Here is a 17,420-nt window from a genome sequence, read left to right as displayed (position 1 = left end):
TATGAGAAGCATTTCCACTTCTAAAGCCCCGGCGGCTATTGGTCCATATTCACAAGGAATCATCGTTAATAACCTTTTCTACAGTTCAGGTCAAATTCCATTGACAGCAGAAGGAATGATGATCGAAGGAACAGTGGCAGACCAGACACATCAGGTTTTTAAAAACCTGCAAGCTGTTTTGGAGGAAGCCGGTGCCTCACTTGAAACGGTCGTTAAAGCGACAGTTTTCATTAAGGACATGAATGAATTTGCTGCCATCAATGAAGTGTATGGCGAATATTTTGCGGACCACAAACCAGCCAGATCGTGTGTCGAGGTTGCAAGACTTCCAAAAGATGCGCTGGTGGAGATAGAAGTAGTCGCACTTGTAAAATAATTGGTAAAAGAGGGATTCGTCTTGCGAAATCCTCTTTTTTTGTGGGAAATTCTTTTTGGAGTGACATTACAAGTGAAAAACTTCATAAAAAATTGAAAAAAATTAATCATGTACTATTCCCTATATATCAAGGTTTAAAACGTTATTTGTCAGAAGATTTCTGAAAAAACGTAATTTTTTCAAAAAATTTTACAAATTAAGAAGGAATTGCGAAAATTTCGTTGAATATTTTAAGTAGATTTCATCTAGGGAAAAAGGTGGTGAATAAAGTGGAAGTAACAGATGTTAGATTACGCCGTGTAAATACCGATGGTCGAATGAGAGCCATTGCTTCCATTACACTGGACAATGAGTTTGTCGTACACGATATTCGTGTCATCGATGGCAATAACGGATTGTTTGTTGCAATGCCAAGCAAAAGAACTCCAGATGGAGAATTCCGTGATATCGCTCATCCAATCAACTCAGGCACTCGCGGCAAAATCCAGGAAGCAGTTCTTACAGAATATCATCGTTTAGGTGAGTTGGAAGAAGTGGAACTAGAAGAAGCTGGAAGTGCTTCTTAACAGAATAATGACAGCAGGAGCCTACTTCTATAGTAAGGCTCTTTTTTTTTGAGTCTATGCAAGGGATTCCGTTACCTGGGTAAGTCACAGGGATAAAGAATGGATTATATGAAATTGTATAGATGGAACGATTCTAATAGACCAATATCACCCAAGTAATATCCTGCTTTTTTGTTAAGTTAGGGAGATTCTAGAGTAGATATTATTCTCCTCATTATCAATGTCAATCATATTTACAAAATGTTGTCACCTGGCTGGTTGTGGTTTTTTAGTGCTTTTTATTGCTGCTAAAGTTATTAATGTGTCGATTGGAGCGGAAGGTGTGCGACCTCCTGCGGGACTAGCGTGACAGGTGAGACCAAGGTTACGTACCCACTGGAACGTAACCCCGCAGGCGAAGCCGAGGAGGCTCACCGCACGCCCCGCGGAGTCGTACGCCTGGAGCGGAAATCACTACTCTGATCATATTTGAATAGCAACTATATTTGTGAAAAGAGCATAATGAGGTTATGCATTGTTCATTCCAACTTAAATGCCAGAGATTACAATCCACACCAGGTTAAAATTCCTCATTTACTAATAGCTCCCTTTCCCCTCAATATTATTTTCACATACAATCCCCATTCACTCAGCCCTTGTCAAATATGTGTATTTTATAGAGATTCCTTGAAATATGCAGGTATTTAGGATATATTCGTAATGGAAAATAGGATATTGGAGGGCCCTAAATATATGACTAATAGATATGCCGTTATTTTAGCAGCAGGACAGGGAACCAGAATGAAATCCAAGCTATATAAAGTGCTGCACCCGGTTTGCGACAAGCCGATGGTGGAACATGTAGTTGATCAAATTTCAAATCTTGATATAAATAAAACAGTAACGATAGTAGGACATGGCGCTGAGCTTGTTCAGACACACCTTGAAGGAAAAAGTGAATTTTCCCTTCAAGAGGAACAGCTTGGAACAGCTCATGCAGTCATGCAGGCGGAAAGCAGCCTGAGCGGACTTGAAGGCACTACTTTGGTGGTTTGCGGGGATACTCCGCTTATTAAAGCAGAAACAATGGAAGCGCTTTTAAAGCATCATGATGAGCAAAAAGCAAAAGCGACCATCCTGACAGGTAACCCGGCCGATCCGACAGGTTACGGAAGAATCATCCGGAATGAAGAGGGGCTCGTGGAAAAGATCGTAGAGCATAAGGATGCCTCTGAAGAAGAAAGGCTTGTGAAAGAAATCAATACAGGAACGTACTGTTTTGATAACAAAGCCCTTTTTGATGCATTGAAAAGAGTCTCCAATGATAATGTACAAGGTGAATACTATTTACCGGATGTCATTGAAATCATGAAAGCAGACGGCGAAGTAGTCGGAGCTTATCAGACCGATGATTTTGAAGAGACATTGGGAGTCAATGACCGTGTCGCTTTATCTCAGGCAGAACAAATCATGAAAAAACGCATTAACGAAAAACATATGCGCAACGGTGTCACAATCATTGACACGAATACCACTTATATTGGTGCCGATGTTGAAATCGGCAGGGATACAGTCATCCAGCCGGGTTCCGTTATTAAAGGAGATACGGTAATTGGAGAGGATACCCTAATCGGGCCCAATACTGAAATTATTAACTGTAAAGTCGGCAATAATACTGTCATCAAGCAGTCTGTTGCCCATGACAGTGAAATCGGTTCGGATGTGAATATCGGGCCATTCGCCCATATCCGTCCACATTCCCAGGTTATGGATGAAGTGAAAATCGGCAACTTCGTTGAAATCAAGAAATCTACATTTGGGAAAGGCAGCAAAGCTTCCCACTTAAGTTATATTGGTGATGCAGAAGTGGGAGAAGATGTGAACCTGGGCTGCGGTTCCATCACTGTGAACTACGATGGAAAGAACAAGCACCTTACAAAGATTGAAGACGGTGTTTTTGTCGGATGCAACTCAAACCTCGTAGCACCTGTGACAATCGGAAAAGGTTCTTATGTTGCTGCAGGATCAACGATTACCCAGGATGTTCCAGGTGAATCCCTGTCCATTGCCAGAGCCCGCCAAGTGAACAAAGAAAACTATGTAAATAAATTAAATCTTAACAACAACTAATTTTGGAGGTTGCCATGCCTAACAGTTACTCTAATTCTAAATTAAAAATCTTTTCTTTGAATTCAAACAGATCGCTAGCAGAAGAAATTGCGAAAGAAGTGGGAGTCCCACTTGGACAATGTACCGTAAAACAATTCAGTGACGGGGAAATCCAAATCAATATCGAAGAAAGTATCCGCGGTTGCGACGTGTTCGTCATCCAATCAACTTGTGCTCCGGTAAATGAAAATCTGATGGAGTTATTGATCATGGTGGATGCGCTTAAGAGAGCTTCTGCAAAGACAATCAATATCGTAATGCCGTACTATGGCTACGCAAGACAAGACCGTAAAGCACGTGCGCGTGAGCCGATTACAGCAAAGCTGGTTGCAAACCTGCTTGAAACTGCCGGTGCTACCCGCGTTATCACGCTGGACCTTCATGCACCTCAGATCCAAGGCTTCTTTGATATCTTGATTGATCACTTAATGGGTGTACCGATCCTGGGGGATTACTTCATTGAAAAAGGCTTCAATTCTGAGGATGTTGTTATTGTTTCCCCGGACCACGGCGGAGTGACAAGAGCCCGTAAACTCGCTGAAAGATTGAAAGCGCCGATTGCCATCATCGACAAACGCCGTCCAAAGCCAAATGTATCTGAAGTCATGAATATCGTCGGAAACATTGATGGCAAAATCGCCATCCTGATCGATGATATCATCGACACAGCAGGAACCATCACTCTTGGAGCCAATGCCCTTGTGGAAAATGGCGCACGTGAAGTATACGCGTGCTGTACTCACCCGGTACTTTCAGGCCCTGCTATTGAAAGAATTCAAAACTCAAAGATCAAAGAATTAATCGTAACGAACTCCATTCCTTTAGCAGAAGATAAAATGATCGATAAAATTGCACAGCTTTCTGTTGCTCCTCTAATCGGTGAAGCGATCATCCGTGTATTCGAGCAGCAATCAGTAAGTACTTTGTTTGATTGATCGATGACTGGAACCAGACGGCATATGTCGTCTGGTTTTTTATTGCTTTATATAATGGTTAGAAACGTAATGCAGCAGTCATAAAAGTATGTTTGTAATTGTTTTTACAAGGGGAAGAATTATTTGACAAGGAAAAGTCAGACTTAGAAAAAGGCGTGAACGAACGAGGTTCAAGTCAGCCAAAAGGAGTCAAGTCGCACCCCGAAAGAGGGCGGAACGAGGTTCAAGTCAGCGCAAAAGAAAAAGTCACACCCCGAAAGAGTCCGGAATGAGGTTCAAGTCAGCACAAAAGAAAAAGTCACACCCCGAAAGAGGGCGGAACGAGGTTCAAGTCAACACAAAAGAAAAAGTCGCACCCCGAAAGAGTCCGGAATGAGGTTCAAGTCAGCACAAAAGAAAAAGTCACACCCCGAAAGAGCCGAGAACGAACCGCAATTCAACAAAAGTACAACCTCTCGCCAACCGTAATCACCCAAAGGAAAACATAAATTAAGAATAACCTGTTTAATCTTTCCTATTTTAGGGTATTTTCTATAGAGAGACTATTCTAGAAACTGAGGAAGGTGTTTATTCATGGCTGTTGAACTAAAAGCTAATAATCGAAAAGGTACAAAGAGATCTGATTTGACCAAGCTGAGACATAATGGAGATATTCCTGCGGTAGTTTATGGCTATCAAGCAAAGAATACTCCGATTTCAATTGACTCCATCGAATTCATTAAAACAATGAGAGAAGCAGGAAGAAACGGAATCATTTCTTTAAATATTGACGGTAACAAACAGAATGTTGTCTTGAGTGAATATCAGCAGGACCACATTAAAGATGCTGTTATCCATGCTGACTTCCTTGCAGTCAACATGTCTTCAGAAATGGACGCAGATGTGCGGGTGGAGCTTGTTGGAGAATCTGCAGGAGTTAAAGATGGCGGTGTATTACAGCAGCCGCTGCATGATGTGTCAGTAACTGCTAAGCCTTCTGATATCCCTGACAGCATCCAGGTGGATATCTCTGAGCTGCAAGTAGGGGATACAATTACAATAGGCGATATTAAAAGCAATTATTCCTTTACCATTAACACAGAAGATGAACGTACAATTGCATCTGTGCTTGCTCCTCGCCAAGAGGAAGAAATCAGTTCTGGTGAAGAACAGGAAGCTGGCCAGCCTGAAAATGAGGAAGGCCGAGAAACAGAAGCAAGCAATGAAAGCGAAAGCGAAGAAGAATAATCTAATTTCAGGCGCAGCCTTTTGCGGGTTGCGCCTTTTATCGTTTATACTTAGGGTATCGGCAGTGCAGGAAAATGAGGTGTAATAAATGAAATTAATAGTAGGGCTTGGCAACCCGGGAGCTCAATATGATCGTACAAGGCATAATATCGGTTTTGAAATTATAGATGAACTTGCCAAAAAGTTTGACAGCCCCCTTAATCAATCAAAGTTCAAAGGGGTATATACAAGCATTCATCATAAAGGCGAAAAGGTCATATTACTGAAGCCTCTTACATATATGAACTTATCGGGAGAAAGTATTGTTCCTCTGATGGATTACTTTGATATCGATGAAGAGGACTTATTGGTGATTTATGATGATTTGGATTTGCCTGTAGGGAAAATCAGGCTTCGCCAAAAAGGTAGTCCAGGAGGGCATAATGGCATCAAGTCAACCATTGCTCACCTGGGTACCCAGCAGTTCAACAGGATCAGAGTCGGAATTGACCGTCCGCCAAGCGGGATGAAGGTACCTGATTATGTGTTAGGGAAGTTTACGCCGGAAGAATGGGAGACGATGCAGGATGTCATCAAATCCTGTACGGAAGCATGTGAAGAATGGCTCGGGAAGCCTTTCCTCGAGGTAATGAATAAGTTTAACTGAGCCTTCTGCTGTATAACTCCTTCATAACACGTTCATACTAATGACAGGAGTGTTTATGAAGGAGGATGGAACATGACTATCCATTATTTCTGCCGTCATTGCGGCCATAAAGTCGGGAGTCTTTCGCAAGTATCTTTGCATTCCGAGCAGGTGGGGCTGCATAAGCTTTCGGAGGAAGAGCGGATGGATATGGTCTCTTATGAACAAAATGGCGATATCCATATTAGAACGATTTGCGAGGACTGCGAGGAATCCTTAAACCGTAATCCGGACTATCATCAGTCAGATTATCTTATCCATTAATCGGCTTTGGTCTTAGTACCAAAGCATTTTTCTATTGATATAACACCCTGTAGCATTGTGTTAATAGGTTTTTAATTTAATCGATTCATACGATTTACATTCATGCTCAATACCTGCAAGAAGCAGGAATTGAGATATTCTAAAATTTTATAAATAGAAAGCATAAAGAGAGGAGGAATACTCCCTTGAAAAGCATCTTACACTTGATCGGACAAAATGAAGAACTGCAGGCACTTGCTGCAGGTGTGGAAGAAGGTTTGGAGGAGCAGCTGGTTGCAGGCCTGTCCGGATCTTCCAGGAGCGTATTCATTGCGTCGATGTTCCGGAAATCAGGGAAATCGGCTGTTGTGCTTACACACAATCTGCTGCAAGCACAAAAAATATATGATGACCTTCTTCAGTTCCTTTCTGAAGAAGAAGTTTTTCTCTATCCGGCAAATGAACTGATTGCCGCTGAATTGAGTGTTGCGAGTCCGGAGTTGAAATCACAGCGTATTGAGGTACTGAACAAGCTTGCCATGAATAAGAACGGAGTGTTTGTTGTTCCTGCAGCAGGCCTGAGAAAGATTCTGCCGCCTAAATCGCTCTGGAAATCTTTGCAATTGTCATTCACTATGGGAGAAGACGTCGATCTCGGCAAGTTACTGGATCAGTTGGTTTTAATGGGGTATCAAAGAAATGAAATGGTCGGGACACCGGGTGAATTCAGTTTAAGAGGAGGAATTCTTGATATTTTTCCTCATACTCTGCCCACACCGGTCAGAATTGAATTATTTGATACAGAGATTGATTCGATTCGTTCCTTTTCACTAGAGGATCAAAGATCAATTGAAAAATTACAGGAAGTATCGATAGGTCCCGCATCAGAGACCATCATGAATACAGAGCACCTGGAGAATATTATTGATCGTCTGGAAACCGGGTTGTCTAAGAGCTTGAAGAAAATAAAAACGGATGCTGTAAAAGAGAAGCTGACCCAAAATATAGGTTTGGAACTGGAACAGCTGAGAAACGGGCAAAAGCCGGAGCAGATTTATAAGTATCTATCGTTTGCCTATGATGAAGCTGCTAGCTTGCTAGATTACCTCCCCGGGGATGGGGTGTTCTTCCTGGACGAATTGGGAAGAATCCAGGAAATGGGAGAGTCACTTGATAAAGAAGAGGCTGACTGGTATACATCTCTCTTGCAAGAGGGCGAAATCGTCCATGATGTGAAGGTTTCTCATAATCTTTCAAAACTTCTTGTCCAAACAAGTCTGCCTAAGGTTTATTTCTCTTTATTTTTGCGTCATATTCCAAATACAAGCCCGCAGAATATATTCAATCTTTCCAGTAAGCCAATGCAAAGCTTTCATGGCCAGATGAATGTGCTGAAGGCTGAATTGGATCGTTGGAAAAAAGGGAATTTTACGATCGTCTTATTGGGCCCTGATGAAGAAAGGATTAAAAAACTTCAGCGGGTTTTGAATGATTATGACATAGAAGTGGCGGTAACAACAGATGACAAGCTCTTGAAAGGCCAGGCGCAGATTCTCAACGGCCACTTAACGAACGGCTTTGAACTGCCAATGATGAAGATTGCTGTTCTGACAGAGGAAGAGCTTTTCAATAAGAAAACGAAAAAAGCTCCACGCAGGCAAAAGCTTTCCAATGCAGAAAGAATCAAAAGCTATTCAGAACTTAAAGTCGGCGATCATGTTGTTCATGTCAATCACGGTATAGGTAAATACTTAGGGATTGAAACCCTTGAGATAAATGGCATTCATAAAGACTATCTTCATATTAAATATCAGGGCACTGATAAACTGTATGTCCCAGTTGAACAATTTGATCTGGTCCAAAAATATGTGGCATCCGAGAGCAAGGAACCCAAGCTGTATAAGCTTGGCGGTTCTGAATGGAAGAAAGTCAAAAGCAAGGTCCAGTCCTCGGTGCAGGATATCGCGGATGATCTTATCAAGCTATATGCTGAAAGGGAAGCTTCAAAAGGCTATGCCTATTCTCCAGATGGGGATATGCAGAGGGAGTTTGAGACCTCTTTCCCTTATCAGGAAACAGAAGATCAGCTGAGATCCATTCATGAAATCAAGAAGGATATGGAGAGGGAAAGACCTATGGACCGGCTTCTTTGCGGTGATGTCGGTTACGGTAAAACAGAGGTGGCCATCCGGGCGGCCTTTAAAGCGGTGGTAGATGGAAAACAAGTGGCTTTGCTTGTGCCGACAACAATCCTTGCCCAGCAGCACTACGAAACAATGAAAGAGAGATTTCAAGATTTCGGCCTTGAAGTCGGGCTGTTGAGCAGGTTCAGGACGAAAAAACAACAAACAGAAACGATTAAAGGCATTAAAGCGGGTACGGTTGACGTGGTGATTGGTACACATCGGATCTTATCCAAAGACATCCAGTACCGCGACCTCGGTCTCTTAATCATTGATGAGGAACAGAGGTTCGGGGTTACTCATAAAGAGAAGATTAAGCAGCTGAAAACCAACATTGATGTTCTGACATTGACAGCTACGCCAATTCCAAGGACGCTTCATATGTCGATGCTTGGCGTGAGGGATCTTTCCGTCATTGAAACACCACCCGAAAACCGTTTTCCTGTCCAGACATATGTCATGGAGTATAACGGTGCATTAATTAAGGAAGCAATTGAAAGGGAACTTGCGAGGGACGGCCAAATATACTTCTTGTATAACCGTGTGGAAGATATCGAGCGGAAAGCCGAAGAGATTTCGATGCTCGTTCCAGATGCAAGGGTTGCTTTTGCCCACGGGAAAATGAATGAAAATGAGCTGGAATCGGTCATCCTCAGTTTTCTTGATGGTGAGTTTGATGTGCTGGTTACGACAACAATCATTGAAACGGGTGTTGATATTCCGAACGTTAACACTTTGATTGTCTTTGATGCGGACCGAATGGGACTTTCCCAGCTTTATCAATTGAGAGGAAGGGTAGGCCGATCGAACAGGGTTGCTTATTCTTACTTTACCTACAGAAAAGATAAAGTCCTTACAGAGGTTGCTGAAAAAAGGCTTCAGGCAATTAAAGAATTCACGGAGCTCGGTTCCGGCTTCAAAATCGCCATGCGTGATTTGACGATCCGGGGAGCCGGGAATATACTTGGCGCCCAGCAGCACGGATTTATTGACTCTGTCGGGTTCGACCTTTATTCACAGATGCTGAAAGAGGCAATCGAAGAACGAAAAGGCGACCTTCCAAAAGAAAAAGCTTATTCATTCGAGGTGGATATTGAAGTCGATGCGTATATCCCGGACAGCTATATTAAAGACGGCCACCAAAAGATTGAGATGTATAAACGTTTCCGGTCTGTCTCCACTCTCAAGGAAGTGGAGGAACTTCAAGATGAAATGATGGACCGCTTCGGTGAATATCCTGAAGAAACGGCCTATCTATTCCAGATATCAGAAATGAAGGTTTATGCAAGACAGGCCAAGCTGGAAAGCATCAAACAGAACAAAAAGGAAATTTCAATTTATATGTCACCTGAGGGAACACAGGAAATCGACGGCAGCAAGGTGTTTGATATCTGCAATAAACACGGCCGTGCTGTCGGACTGGGAATGGAAGAACAAAAGCTTAAAGTGACCATCAATACAAACCGAATGAAAACATCCCAGTGGTTTAATATCGCATACGATATCGTAAAGAATATACAATTTGCGAGAAAAGATGCAGAAGTCCATTCATAAGAAAACCATCCGGTAACAATGTCATGGAATCTGTTTAAGAGGACTAAACATTAAATAAGAAACCTGTAAGCAGTCCGATGCCTGTAAATTGGACTGCTTATTTTGTGGTTACGCGCCGATACATACGATACTAGCTTCAAGTTTATTGGCTGTTCATTGAAAAGGAAAAGATGAATGCGGATAAATTACTTAAAGTGACGGTGGGGTTTGTCCAAGAAAAGCAGTGACATAAAGAGCGTTAACAAAAGAAAAAAGGAAGAAACCCTTGGGTCTCCTCCTGTAACACCGCTTCGTAGCGAGTTTCTTATCATGTTCTTCTATCCTGTAGTTGCCAGCCTCTCTTCCCATTCGCTTCTTTCAATCATTTTTCAAAAGAAAGTTATGGTGATTTATCAAGCTTTCTTTAAGTTTTCCGCTAACCCTTTCTGAATCGTATGCACAAACAGAGAGAAGTCTTTCCTGACTAACAATAACATCCGCTTCTTTTTCAGAGGCTGATAAATTTTGATGTATTTCTCCCTCATCTCTCCATTCTACGTGAGCCCAGCTTCGGACAGGGATTTCCTCTGAAAAATTCTCAATTAATTTCGGGAGATATTCGAAGATTGAATTACATTGAAAATCACCCTTAGCGTAATAAAAATCAAAATTATTGATGATAACTACTTTACTTAATTGGCTTTTGTTCAATATTTTTGCAAGCCTATCTTGCAACATAAGATTTATTCGATCATTTTCGATTATTATGCAGTATTGATTCTCTTCTAAACCGCAATTAACAAAGTCCACTACATTTTTTATATACTCTTCTACATCCTCAAAAATATATAATATATGTCCCTCGGTAAGGTTATTAAGGCGATTGATTGTTTTATAATGCGTTTTCTCCAACATAGCACCCCATTCTTATATCTACGGCTTTCTTTATCTTCAACCAGTAAAAAACTCTTTTCAGATTGTTGGAATAAGTATTGCAACAATGCACCCACAATACCTAGCCAAGCTGCATGCATATTCAGCATAACATTGATTCAGGTGAAGTATCTAAAAATTTCGTCTAAAGTTGAATAAGAAGGGTATGTTTTTATCTTAAATGGAGGGGATCCGGAAGAATTAGAAATTTAGTACGGTAAAGCGCTAAAAGGGCCAGGCCCTCTTCGTGCGGTGAAGTGCTAAAGTGGCTGGGTCCTGTTAATTAGCTATGGAGAACTGTAATCCAATTGTAATAAGTAAATTTTGTTTAATTTGGAGGAGTCAGGGTATTAAATTAATGCAGCTGCCATTTTGGTAAAATAAACCTCAACTAGTACAAAAACGTAATTGCAGAAAAAATAGTGTATTGTGTATAGAAGTTTCCTCTTGAAGGATACTAAAGTCAAGTTTGGTAATGAATTCAACAGTAATTACCGAAAAAAATCATCTGATGAAAGTGAGGCAACTATAGATGAAAGCAACTGGTATTGTTCGTCGTATTGATGATTTGGGTCGTGTCGTAATTCCAAAGGAAATCCGCAGGACTCTAAGAATTCGCGAAGGTGATCCATTGGAGATTTTCGTTGATAGAGACGGCGAGGTCATCTTGAAGAAATACTCACCGATCAGTGAGTTAAGTGATTTTGCAAAAGAATATGCTGAAGCACTGTATGACAGCCTTGGCAGCTCCGTACTGATTACTGACAGGGATGCTGTTATTACAGTTGCAGGAAGCTCTAAAAAAGAATTCCTCAATAAAAATATCAGCGATCTTATTGAAAAGCAAATGGGAGAGCGCACCTCCGTTTTACAAACACAACAAGGGAAAGTGGAACTTGTTGAAGGAGTGGAAGAAGAAGTGTCCTCCTATACCATTGCACCGATTATTGCCAATGGCGACCCGATCGGTACAGTAACAATCTTTTCTAAGGAGAAGACGGTTGGAGAAGTTGAACAGAAAGCAGTAGAAACGGCAGCTGGCTTTTTAGCAAGACAAATGGAATCATAAAAATCGAAGCGGTTAATGCCGCTTCTTTTTTTTGCCCTCCATCAGGGCCGCATACTGAAAAATAATGGGTGATTTGTGTTATAATACAGTACATTAATTTGCATAGGAAGGCAGGAAACAACGATTGCCTTACGAAAATACATCTAAAAACTTTATGAAAGGAACCTTTATCCTGACAGCTGCAGCCTTGATCACCAAGATTCTCAGTGCAGTATACCGTGTGCCTTTTCAAAATATAGTCGGAGATATAGGTTTTTATATTTATCAGCAGGTCTATCCTTTTTATGGGATAGCCCTCGCATTGTCTACATATGGTTTCCCGGTCATCATTTCAAAAATGATTGCTGAACGGCAGGACGGACAGAATGATAAAGAGATACTGGCTGTCCTTCAATCGTCTTTCCTGTTTTTGAGTGTGACCGGCATGCTTTGGTTTCTTTTTCTTTACTTCGGAGCAGGTTCCATTGCAGCTTTGATGGGGGACCCTCAGCTGATAGAACTGATTGAATTGATCAGTTTCACCTTCCTCCTGCTTCCATTTATATCGGGACTGCGGGGCTTTTATCAGGGGACCGGAAATATGGTCCCCACTGCCTACTCTCAAGTGGGTGAACAGCTGGTACGGGTTATAACAATCATTGCCTTTTCAGCGATACTGACAGCTGAAGGATATTCGCTTTATGTAACAGGTGCAGGCGCCTTGTTCGGCTCCATCACAGGGGGTCTTGTCTGTATTTTGGTGCTCATAACGTTTGTATGGAAGGAAAGAGCGCGTATATTTAATCCCTTCTCTTTAAGATTAAGGCGGGAAGACAAACAAATATGGAGCAGGCTCCTCAAGCATGGCACAGCTATATGTGTCAGCGGGATGCTGCTCGTATTGCTTCAGCTGATCGATGCCCTTAATGTCTATTCTCTTTTGTTAAAAACGGGAATAGCAGAAGCGGAAGCGAAACAGTTGAAGGGGGTTTATGACCGCGGCCAGCCTTTCATCCAATTAGGCACCATTGTCAGCACCTCTCTTTCTTTAACGTTGGTTCCGCTGATTACTGCGGCTTTCCGCAAAGGTGAAAAGGAAGAGATGCATGAAAAGATCAGGCTGGCGCTTAAAATTGGAAGTTTAACAGGGTTTGCTGCTGCTCTTGGCTTAATCAATATCATCAAACCCACGAACATCATGCTTTTTCAAAACAGTGCAGGCTCTGATGTCATTGCTGTTTTTTGCTTATCTATATTATTCAGTTCCATCATCTTGACGATTGCAGGCATTCTGCAGGGAATTGAACTGATCTATTTTCCAGCGATGACGATTCTTGCAGGGCTTGGGATTAAGTACGTTCTTAATATCCTTCTTGTATATCAGTATGGAACGATGGGCTCCTCGATTTCGACTGTAGCAGCCTTGGGAATGATCGCTGCCATGCTCATATGGCGTTTAAAGAAACAATTCCGCTTTTTATTCCTTTCACGCCGGTTTTATCTGATTACAGCAATTGCCGGATTAGGCATGACACTGGTCCTTCAGCTTCATTCACTTGTTTTCACGATGATGATGGACGGTGTGGACTCCCGCTTCCTATCAATGATACAAGCCCTTACCGGTGCGGGGCTGGGCGGCATCATTTTTATTGCGATCATTTTAAAAGGGCAGATTTTTTCCCAGGTTGAAATGGAACAGCTTCCGTTGGGATCAAAACTGAGTTCCTTAGCAAGGCGTATTAATTCATGACGGAGGTATACCATGCATAAAATTATTGTTGCCGGCCTTGGAGCAGGCGAGTTGGATCAGCTGCCGCTGGGTGTTTATAAGCAGTTAAAGAGTGAAAGAAAGACCTTTATCCGGACTGAAAGACACCCGGTAGTACAGCAATTAGAGGAAGAAGGCTTCATTTATGAGTCTTTTGATTACATATATGAAAAGCATGACAGCTTTGAAAGTGTCTACATTGAAATTGTCGAAGTGCTGAAACAGGCTGCTGGTGAAGATGAGATTTTATATGCAGTCCCGGGGCATCCCCTTGTTGCTGAAAAAACAGTTCAGCTGTTAATTGAAGCAGCGGAAAAAGAGGGATTCGAACTGGAGATTTCAGGAGGACAGAGCTTTCTGGACCCGCTTTTTGCGGCGGTGAAAGCTGATCCGATTGAGGGATTTCAGCTGTTGGATGGGACCGACTTGCATCAGGAAGATATCCGGATGACACAGCATCTTATCATCGGCCAGGTCTACGATAGTTTTGTCGCCTCTGATGTAAAGCTGACGCTGATGGAACTTTATCCTTATGATTATGAAGTGAAGATTGTCGCGGCTGCCGGCACCAGAGAAGAAATTGTCAAGGCTGTTCCCCTGGTTGAACTTGACCGGGAAGTGGAACTCAATAATTTAACAAGCTTGTATGTGCCGCCGGCTCCTGCAATGGAGACAAGGTACAAACAATTTTCCACCTTCAGGCATATCATTGCACGCCTGCGCGGACCGGGCGGATGTCCATGGGATATCGAACAGACCCATCATTCGCTGAAGAAGTATTTAATAGAAGAAACATATGAACTTCTTGAAGCGATAGAAGAAGAGGATCCCGACCATATAATTGAAGAGCTGGGAGATGTTCTGCTTCAAATTATGCTTCATGCCCAAATCGGGGAAGATGAGGGAATGTTCTCGATCAATGAAGTTCTGGAAACGGTCGCTGCCAAAATGGTAAGAAGGCACCCGCACGTATTCGGAGATGTGAGTGTGGAGAATTCTGCTGATGTAAAAGCCAACTGGGAAAGTATTAAAAAAGAAGAAAAAGGTGAACAGGAAAAGCCGCTGCTTAAAGGAGTCGCAAAAGGATACCCAGCGTTGATGAAAGCGTACGAGTATCAGAAAAAGGCTGCCAAAGTCGGCTTTGACTGGGATCTTGCCGATGATGCCTGGGAAAAAGTAGGCGAGGAAATAGAGGAATTCCGTGAAGAGGCAGCGAAAGGAGATAAACACACGCAAATCAGTGAATTTGGTGATTTGCTGTTTTCGCTGATCAATATCGCCCGTTTTTATAAGGTACATCCGGAAGAGGCTCTGGCGATGGCGAATAATAAATTCTTCAATCGCTTTTCATATGTGGAAAAAAAGGTGAAGGAAAGTGAAAAGAACTTCGAGGATTTTTCGTTGAATGAACTGGATCACTTTTGGGATGAAGCGAAAGAGAAGGGAATCAACTAGTGAAGGAGAGAATATAAATGGCAACAATGCGATTAGATAAGTTCTTAAAAGTATCACGCCTCATTAAAAGAAGAACCTTGGCAAAAGAAGTGGCGGACAAAGGCAGAATCACCATCAATGATTTACAGGCAAAAGCGAGTTCGAATGTGAAGGTCGGCGATGAATTAAAGATCCGCTTCGGTCAGAAGGTAGTGACAGCAAAAGTGGACCGCCTGCAGGAATCAACACGCAAGGAAGAAGCCGGCACCATGTTTACAATCATAAGTGAAGAAAGAGTTAACGAAGAGTCTGAGTGAATTTCATAGCTTGTTCTATTTTCATTTCAACCGCATACATATAGTTACAAAGCCTGTACTTTGTGAATGTGGGGGATGAAAATGAATCAATATCATGAAAGTGGCAGTAACAAAGGAACAATGCAGGAACATGATGTCATGATGAGAGGCAGACGCCTGTTGGATATTACAGGTGTGAAGCAGGTGGAGAGCTTTGATAATGAGGAATTTCTGCTGGAAACGGTGATGGGATTCCTTTCAATCAGAGGACAGAACCTGCAGATGAAGAATCTCGATGTCGATAAAGGTATTGTCTCCATTAAGGGTAAAGTGTTTGATATTGTCTATTTAGATGAGCAAAGTGGAGAAAAAGCTAAAGGATTCTTTAGCAAGCTGTTCCGATGACGCTCTCGGTCCAATTTTATACCATGCTGGCGATGGTCGGCATGGGCAGTGTTTTTGGAGCGGCACTGGATACGTATAACCGTTTTCTGAACAGAAAGACGAAAAAACGCTGGCTTGTTTTCCTGAACGATTTCCTGTTTTGGATTCTGCAAGCCCTTTTTATTTTCTATATCTTGTTCTCTGTCAATTTCGGTGAAGTGCGATTTTACATTTTTGTTGCACTGCTATGCGGTTTCGCAGGATACCAGGCTCTTCTGAAAGATTTATACAAAAAGATATTGGAAAGAGTCATTCAGGGGAGTATTTCTTTCTACAGGTTTCTTGTAAAACTGGCAATGAATTTGATCTACTCACCGGTGAAATGGCTGGTCCTGTTACTGGTTTCGATTCTCGCAGGCATTGCCAAAGGATTATGGTCAGTCTTTGGCTTTGTTGTGAAAGCGGTACTTGCCATTATAAAAATCTTGTTTGCGCCGTTGCTTTGGGTGGTAAAAATAATTTATGGGCTTTTGCCGAAAAATCTTAAAAAATTCGTCGAGAAGTTATATAATAAATTAGCAGGATATTTATTTCCATTTGTTAAAGTTATACTTACCAAGGTGAAAAAGATATTTAAAAGATAAAGGAGGTGCAAGGGGTGAGCCGTGAACGAAATATCACTTCGATGGAAAATGCTTATGTCCGCCAGCAGGAACTAAAGAAAAAGATCAGCCACCACAGGAAGAAGAGACTCTTTCGCCGTTTGACTTTACTATTTATCCTGGCCGTCACCATAAGCGGTTTTCTCGTTTCCACCCTCATCTCGCGCGCTTCTGTTCTCGACCAGAAGGAAGAAGAAAAAGCCAGGCTTGAAGTGAAACTTGAACACCTGGAGAAGCAGCAGGCCATATTGGAAGAGGAAATCATAAAGCTCAATGATGATGACTATATCGCCAAATTGGCCAGAAGAGATTATTTTCTTTCAGACGAAGGTGAAATAATTTTCAATATTCCCGAGCCGGATAAGAAAAAAGAAGAAGAAGAGTCGTCTTATTGACACTCTTTTTTTTGTTTGGCTATAATATATAGTAAGGTTTATTTTTTAATATTTTAAGGAGGAGCATTCTTTTTATGTCAATTGAAGTAGGCAGCAAGGTACAGGGTAAGGTAACAGGGATTACAAATTTTGGAGCGTTCGTAGAATTGCCGGAAGGTGCAACAGGTCTTGTCCACATTAGTGAAGTTGCTGACAATTATGTTAAGGATATCAATGAACATTTAAAAGTCGGTGATGAAGTTACAGTAAAAGTCATGAATGTTGAGAAAGACGGAAAGATCGGTTTATCCATCCGGAAGGCTAAAGACCAGCCGCAACGCCCCCAGCGCCCGCAGCGTCCTCAGCGTCCACGCAATAACAAAATGAATGACACTCGCACAAAAGAGAATTTCGAACAGAAGATGGCGCGTTTCTTAAAGGATAGCGAAGACCGTTTATCTTCATTAAAACGTCATACAGAATCAAAACGTGGCGGCAGAGGAGCTAAAAGAGGTTAACTTGCTGTCTATTATATATAGCAGGTTTATAGAGAAGTCTCTGTAAGTAAGAGCTTACCAGAGCGCAAGAAAAAGAATTGGCTGAATTTCATCCCTGGAAAGCAGCT

Annotated in this window: 17 protein-coding genes; 16 read left to right on the top strand and 1 reads right to left on the bottom strand. The window is 42.0% G+C overall.

Annotated elements, in window-relative coordinates; all coding sequences use genetic code 11:
* The first annotated feature begins 1 nt into the window (after position 1).
* From M1E09_RS21690 to mfd, 8 genes are all read left to right on the top strand, one after another.
* Positions 2-376, top strand: a complete 375-nt coding sequence (locus tag M1E09_RS21690) for a RidA family protein (protein WP_456272827.1) — start codon at positions 2-4, stop codon at positions 374-376.
* Between the two features lie 269 nt (positions 377-645).
* Positions 646-942 (top strand): septation regulator SpoVG, encoded by a 297-nt coding sequence (spoVG, locus tag M1E09_RS21685; protein WP_113928178.1) that lies wholly within the window; start codon positions 646-648, stop codon positions 940-942.
* A 732-nt stretch (positions 943-1,674) separates the two neighbouring features.
* The gene (gene glmU, locus M1E09_RS21680) at positions 1,675-3,051 is read left to right on the top strand and encodes a bifunctional UDP-N-acetylglucosamine diphosphorylase/glucosamine-1-phosphate N-acetyltransferase GlmU (protein ID WP_456272826.1); all 1,377 of its coding nucleotides are present in this window, start codon (positions 1,675-1,677) and stop codon (positions 3,049-3,051) included.
* Positions 3,052-3,065: 14 nt separating this feature from the next.
* A complete protein-coding gene (locus M1E09_RS21675) occupies positions 3,066-4,025 on the top strand; it encodes a ribose-phosphate diphosphokinase (protein WP_456272825.1) in 960 nt (319 codons plus the stop codon).
* A gap of 573 nt (positions 4,026-4,598) precedes the next feature.
* Positions 4,599-5,252, top strand: a complete 654-nt coding sequence (locus M1E09_RS21670) for a 50S ribosomal protein L25/general stress protein Ctc (RefSeq protein ID WP_456272824.1) — start codon at positions 4,599-4,601, stop codon at positions 5,250-5,252.
* A gap of 88 nt (positions 5,253-5,340) precedes the next feature.
* Positions 5,341-5,898 (top strand): aminoacyl-tRNA hydrolase, encoded by a 558-nt coding sequence (gene pth, locus M1E09_RS21665; RefSeq protein WP_456272823.1) that lies wholly within the window; start codon positions 5,341-5,343, stop codon positions 5,896-5,898.
* Between the two features lie 72 nt (positions 5,899-5,970).
* Complete coding sequence (locus tag M1E09_RS21660; RefSeq protein ID WP_456272822.1) at positions 5,971-6,201, top strand: anti-sigma-F factor Fin family protein; 231 nt, start codon at positions 5,971-5,973, stop codon at positions 6,199-6,201.
* Positions 6,202-6,386: 185 nt separating this feature from the next.
* Entirely contained in the window at positions 6,387-9,917 is a 3,531-nt protein-coding gene (mfd, locus tag M1E09_RS21655) for a transcription-repair coupling factor (RefSeq protein ID WP_456272821.1), read from the top strand.
* A 357-nt stretch (positions 9,918-10,274) separates the two neighbouring features.
* On the opposite strand, the gene M1E09_RS21650 is transcribed toward mfd, so the two are convergent.
* Positions 10,275-10,811, bottom strand: coding sequence for an MEDS domain-containing protein (locus M1E09_RS21650; RefSeq protein WP_456272820.1), 537 nt, complete (start codon positions 10,809-10,811; stop codon positions 10,275-10,277).
* A 550-nt stretch (positions 10,812-11,361) separates the two neighbouring features.
* On the opposite strand from M1E09_RS21650, the gene spoVT reads away from it, so the two are divergent.
* The 8 genes from spoVT (at position 11,362) to M1E09_RS21610 (ending at position 17,313) form a co-directional block, all read left to right on the top strand.
* Positions 11,362-11,898 carry a stage V sporulation protein T gene (gene spoVT, locus M1E09_RS21645; protein WP_456272819.1) on the top strand — a complete coding sequence of 179 codons (537 nt, stop codon included), beginning with the start codon at positions 11,362-11,364 and terminating at the stop codon, positions 11,896-11,898.
* Positions 11,899-12,022: 124 nt separating this feature from the next.
* Positions 12,023-13,627 (top strand): putative polysaccharide biosynthesis protein, encoded by a 1,605-nt coding sequence (locus M1E09_RS21640; protein WP_456272818.1) that lies wholly within the window; start codon positions 12,023-12,025, stop codon positions 13,625-13,627.
* A 12-nt stretch (positions 13,628-13,639) separates the two neighbouring features.
* On the top strand, positions 13,640-15,100 hold the full coding sequence (gene yabN, locus M1E09_RS21635; protein ID WP_456272817.1) for a bifunctional methyltransferase/pyrophosphohydrolase YabN: 1,461 nt from the start codon (positions 13,640-13,642) through the stop codon (positions 15,098-15,100).
* Positions 15,101-15,126: 26 nt separating this feature from the next.
* Entirely contained in the window at positions 15,127-15,396 is a 270-nt protein-coding gene (locus tag M1E09_RS21630) for an RNA-binding S4 domain-containing protein (protein ID WP_456275050.1), read from the top strand.
* A gap of 81 nt (positions 15,397-15,477) precedes the next feature.
* Positions 15,478-15,780, top strand: a complete 303-nt coding sequence (gene yabP / locus M1E09_RS21625; protein WP_456272816.1) for a sporulation protein YabP — start codon at positions 15,478-15,480, stop codon at positions 15,778-15,780.
* Positions 15,777-16,403 carry a spore cortex biosynthesis protein YabQ gene (yabQ, locus tag M1E09_RS21620; RefSeq protein ID WP_456272815.1) on the top strand — a complete coding sequence of 209 codons (627 nt, stop codon included), beginning with the start codon at positions 15,777-15,779 and terminating at the stop codon, positions 16,401-16,403. The genes yabP and yabQ overlap by 4 nt, the downstream gene beginning before the upstream one ends.
* 14 nt (positions 16,404-16,417) lie before the next feature.
* The gene (locus M1E09_RS21615; RefSeq protein WP_456272814.1) at positions 16,418-16,816 is read left to right on the top strand and encodes an FtsB family cell division protein; all 399 of its coding nucleotides are present in this window, start codon (positions 16,418-16,420) and stop codon (positions 16,814-16,816) included.
* A gap of 74 nt (positions 16,817-16,890) precedes the next feature.
* Positions 16,891-17,313: a S1 domain-containing RNA-binding protein gene (locus tag M1E09_RS21610; RefSeq protein ID WP_456272813.1), complete on the top strand. Its 423-nt coding sequence runs from the start codon at positions 16,891-16,893 to the stop codon at positions 17,311-17,313.
* Positions 17,314-17,420: the final 107 nt, after the last annotated feature.

The sequence above is a fragment of the Bacillus sp. AK031 genome, from assembly GCF_053903065.1.
The sequence above is the reverse complement of the archived record's forward strand: the minus strand, read 5'-3'. Positions and strand labels throughout refer to the sequence as shown.

Excerpts from the sequence above, each read along its gene's own strand:
- M1E09_RS21690 (WP_456272827.1), top strand. The coding sequence starts at position 2 with ATGAGAAGCATTTCCACTTCTAAAGCCCCGGCGGCTATTGGTCCATAT.
- glmU (WP_456272826.1), top strand. The coding sequence starts at position 1,675 with ATGACTAATAGATATGCCGTTATTTTAGCAGCAGGACAGGGAACCAGA.
- M1E09_RS21675 (WP_456272825.1), top strand. The coding sequence starts at position 3,066 with ATGCCTAACAGTTACTCTAATTCTAAATTAAAAATCTTTTCTTTGAAT.
- M1E09_RS21670 (WP_456272824.1), top strand. The coding sequence starts at position 4,599 with ATGGCTGTTGAACTAAAAGCTAATAATCGAAAAGGTACAAAGAGATCT.
- pth (WP_456272823.1), top strand. The coding sequence starts at position 5,341 with ATGAAATTAATAGTAGGGCTTGGCAACCCGGGAGCTCAATATGATCGT.
- M1E09_RS21660 (WP_456272822.1), top strand. The coding sequence starts at position 5,971 with ATGACTATCCATTATTTCTGCCGTCATTGCGGCCATAAAGTCGGGAGT.
- M1E09_RS21650 (WP_456272820.1), bottom strand. The coding sequence starts at position 10,811 with ATGTTGGAGAAAACGCATTATAAAACAATCAATCGCCTTAATAACCTT.
- spoVT (WP_456272819.1), top strand. The coding sequence starts at position 11,362 with ATGAAAGCAACTGGTATTGTTCGTCGTATTGATGATTTGGGTCGTGTC.
- yabN (WP_456272817.1), top strand. The coding sequence starts at position 13,640 with ATGCATAAAATTATTGTTGCCGGCCTTGGAGCAGGCGAGTTGGATCAG.
- M1E09_RS21630 (WP_456275050.1), top strand. The coding sequence starts at position 15,127 with ATGCGATTAGATAAGTTCTTAAAAGTATCACGCCTCATTAAAAGAAGA.
- yabP (WP_456272816.1), top strand. The coding sequence starts at position 15,478 with ATGAATCAATATCATGAAAGTGGCAGTAACAAAGGAACAATGCAGGAA.
- yabQ (WP_456272815.1), top strand. The coding sequence starts at position 15,777 with ATGACGCTCTCGGTCCAATTTTATACCATGCTGGCGATGGTCGGCATG.
- M1E09_RS21610 (WP_456272813.1), top strand. The coding sequence starts at position 16,891 with ATGTCAATTGAAGTAGGCAGCAAGGTACAGGGTAAGGTAACAGGGATT.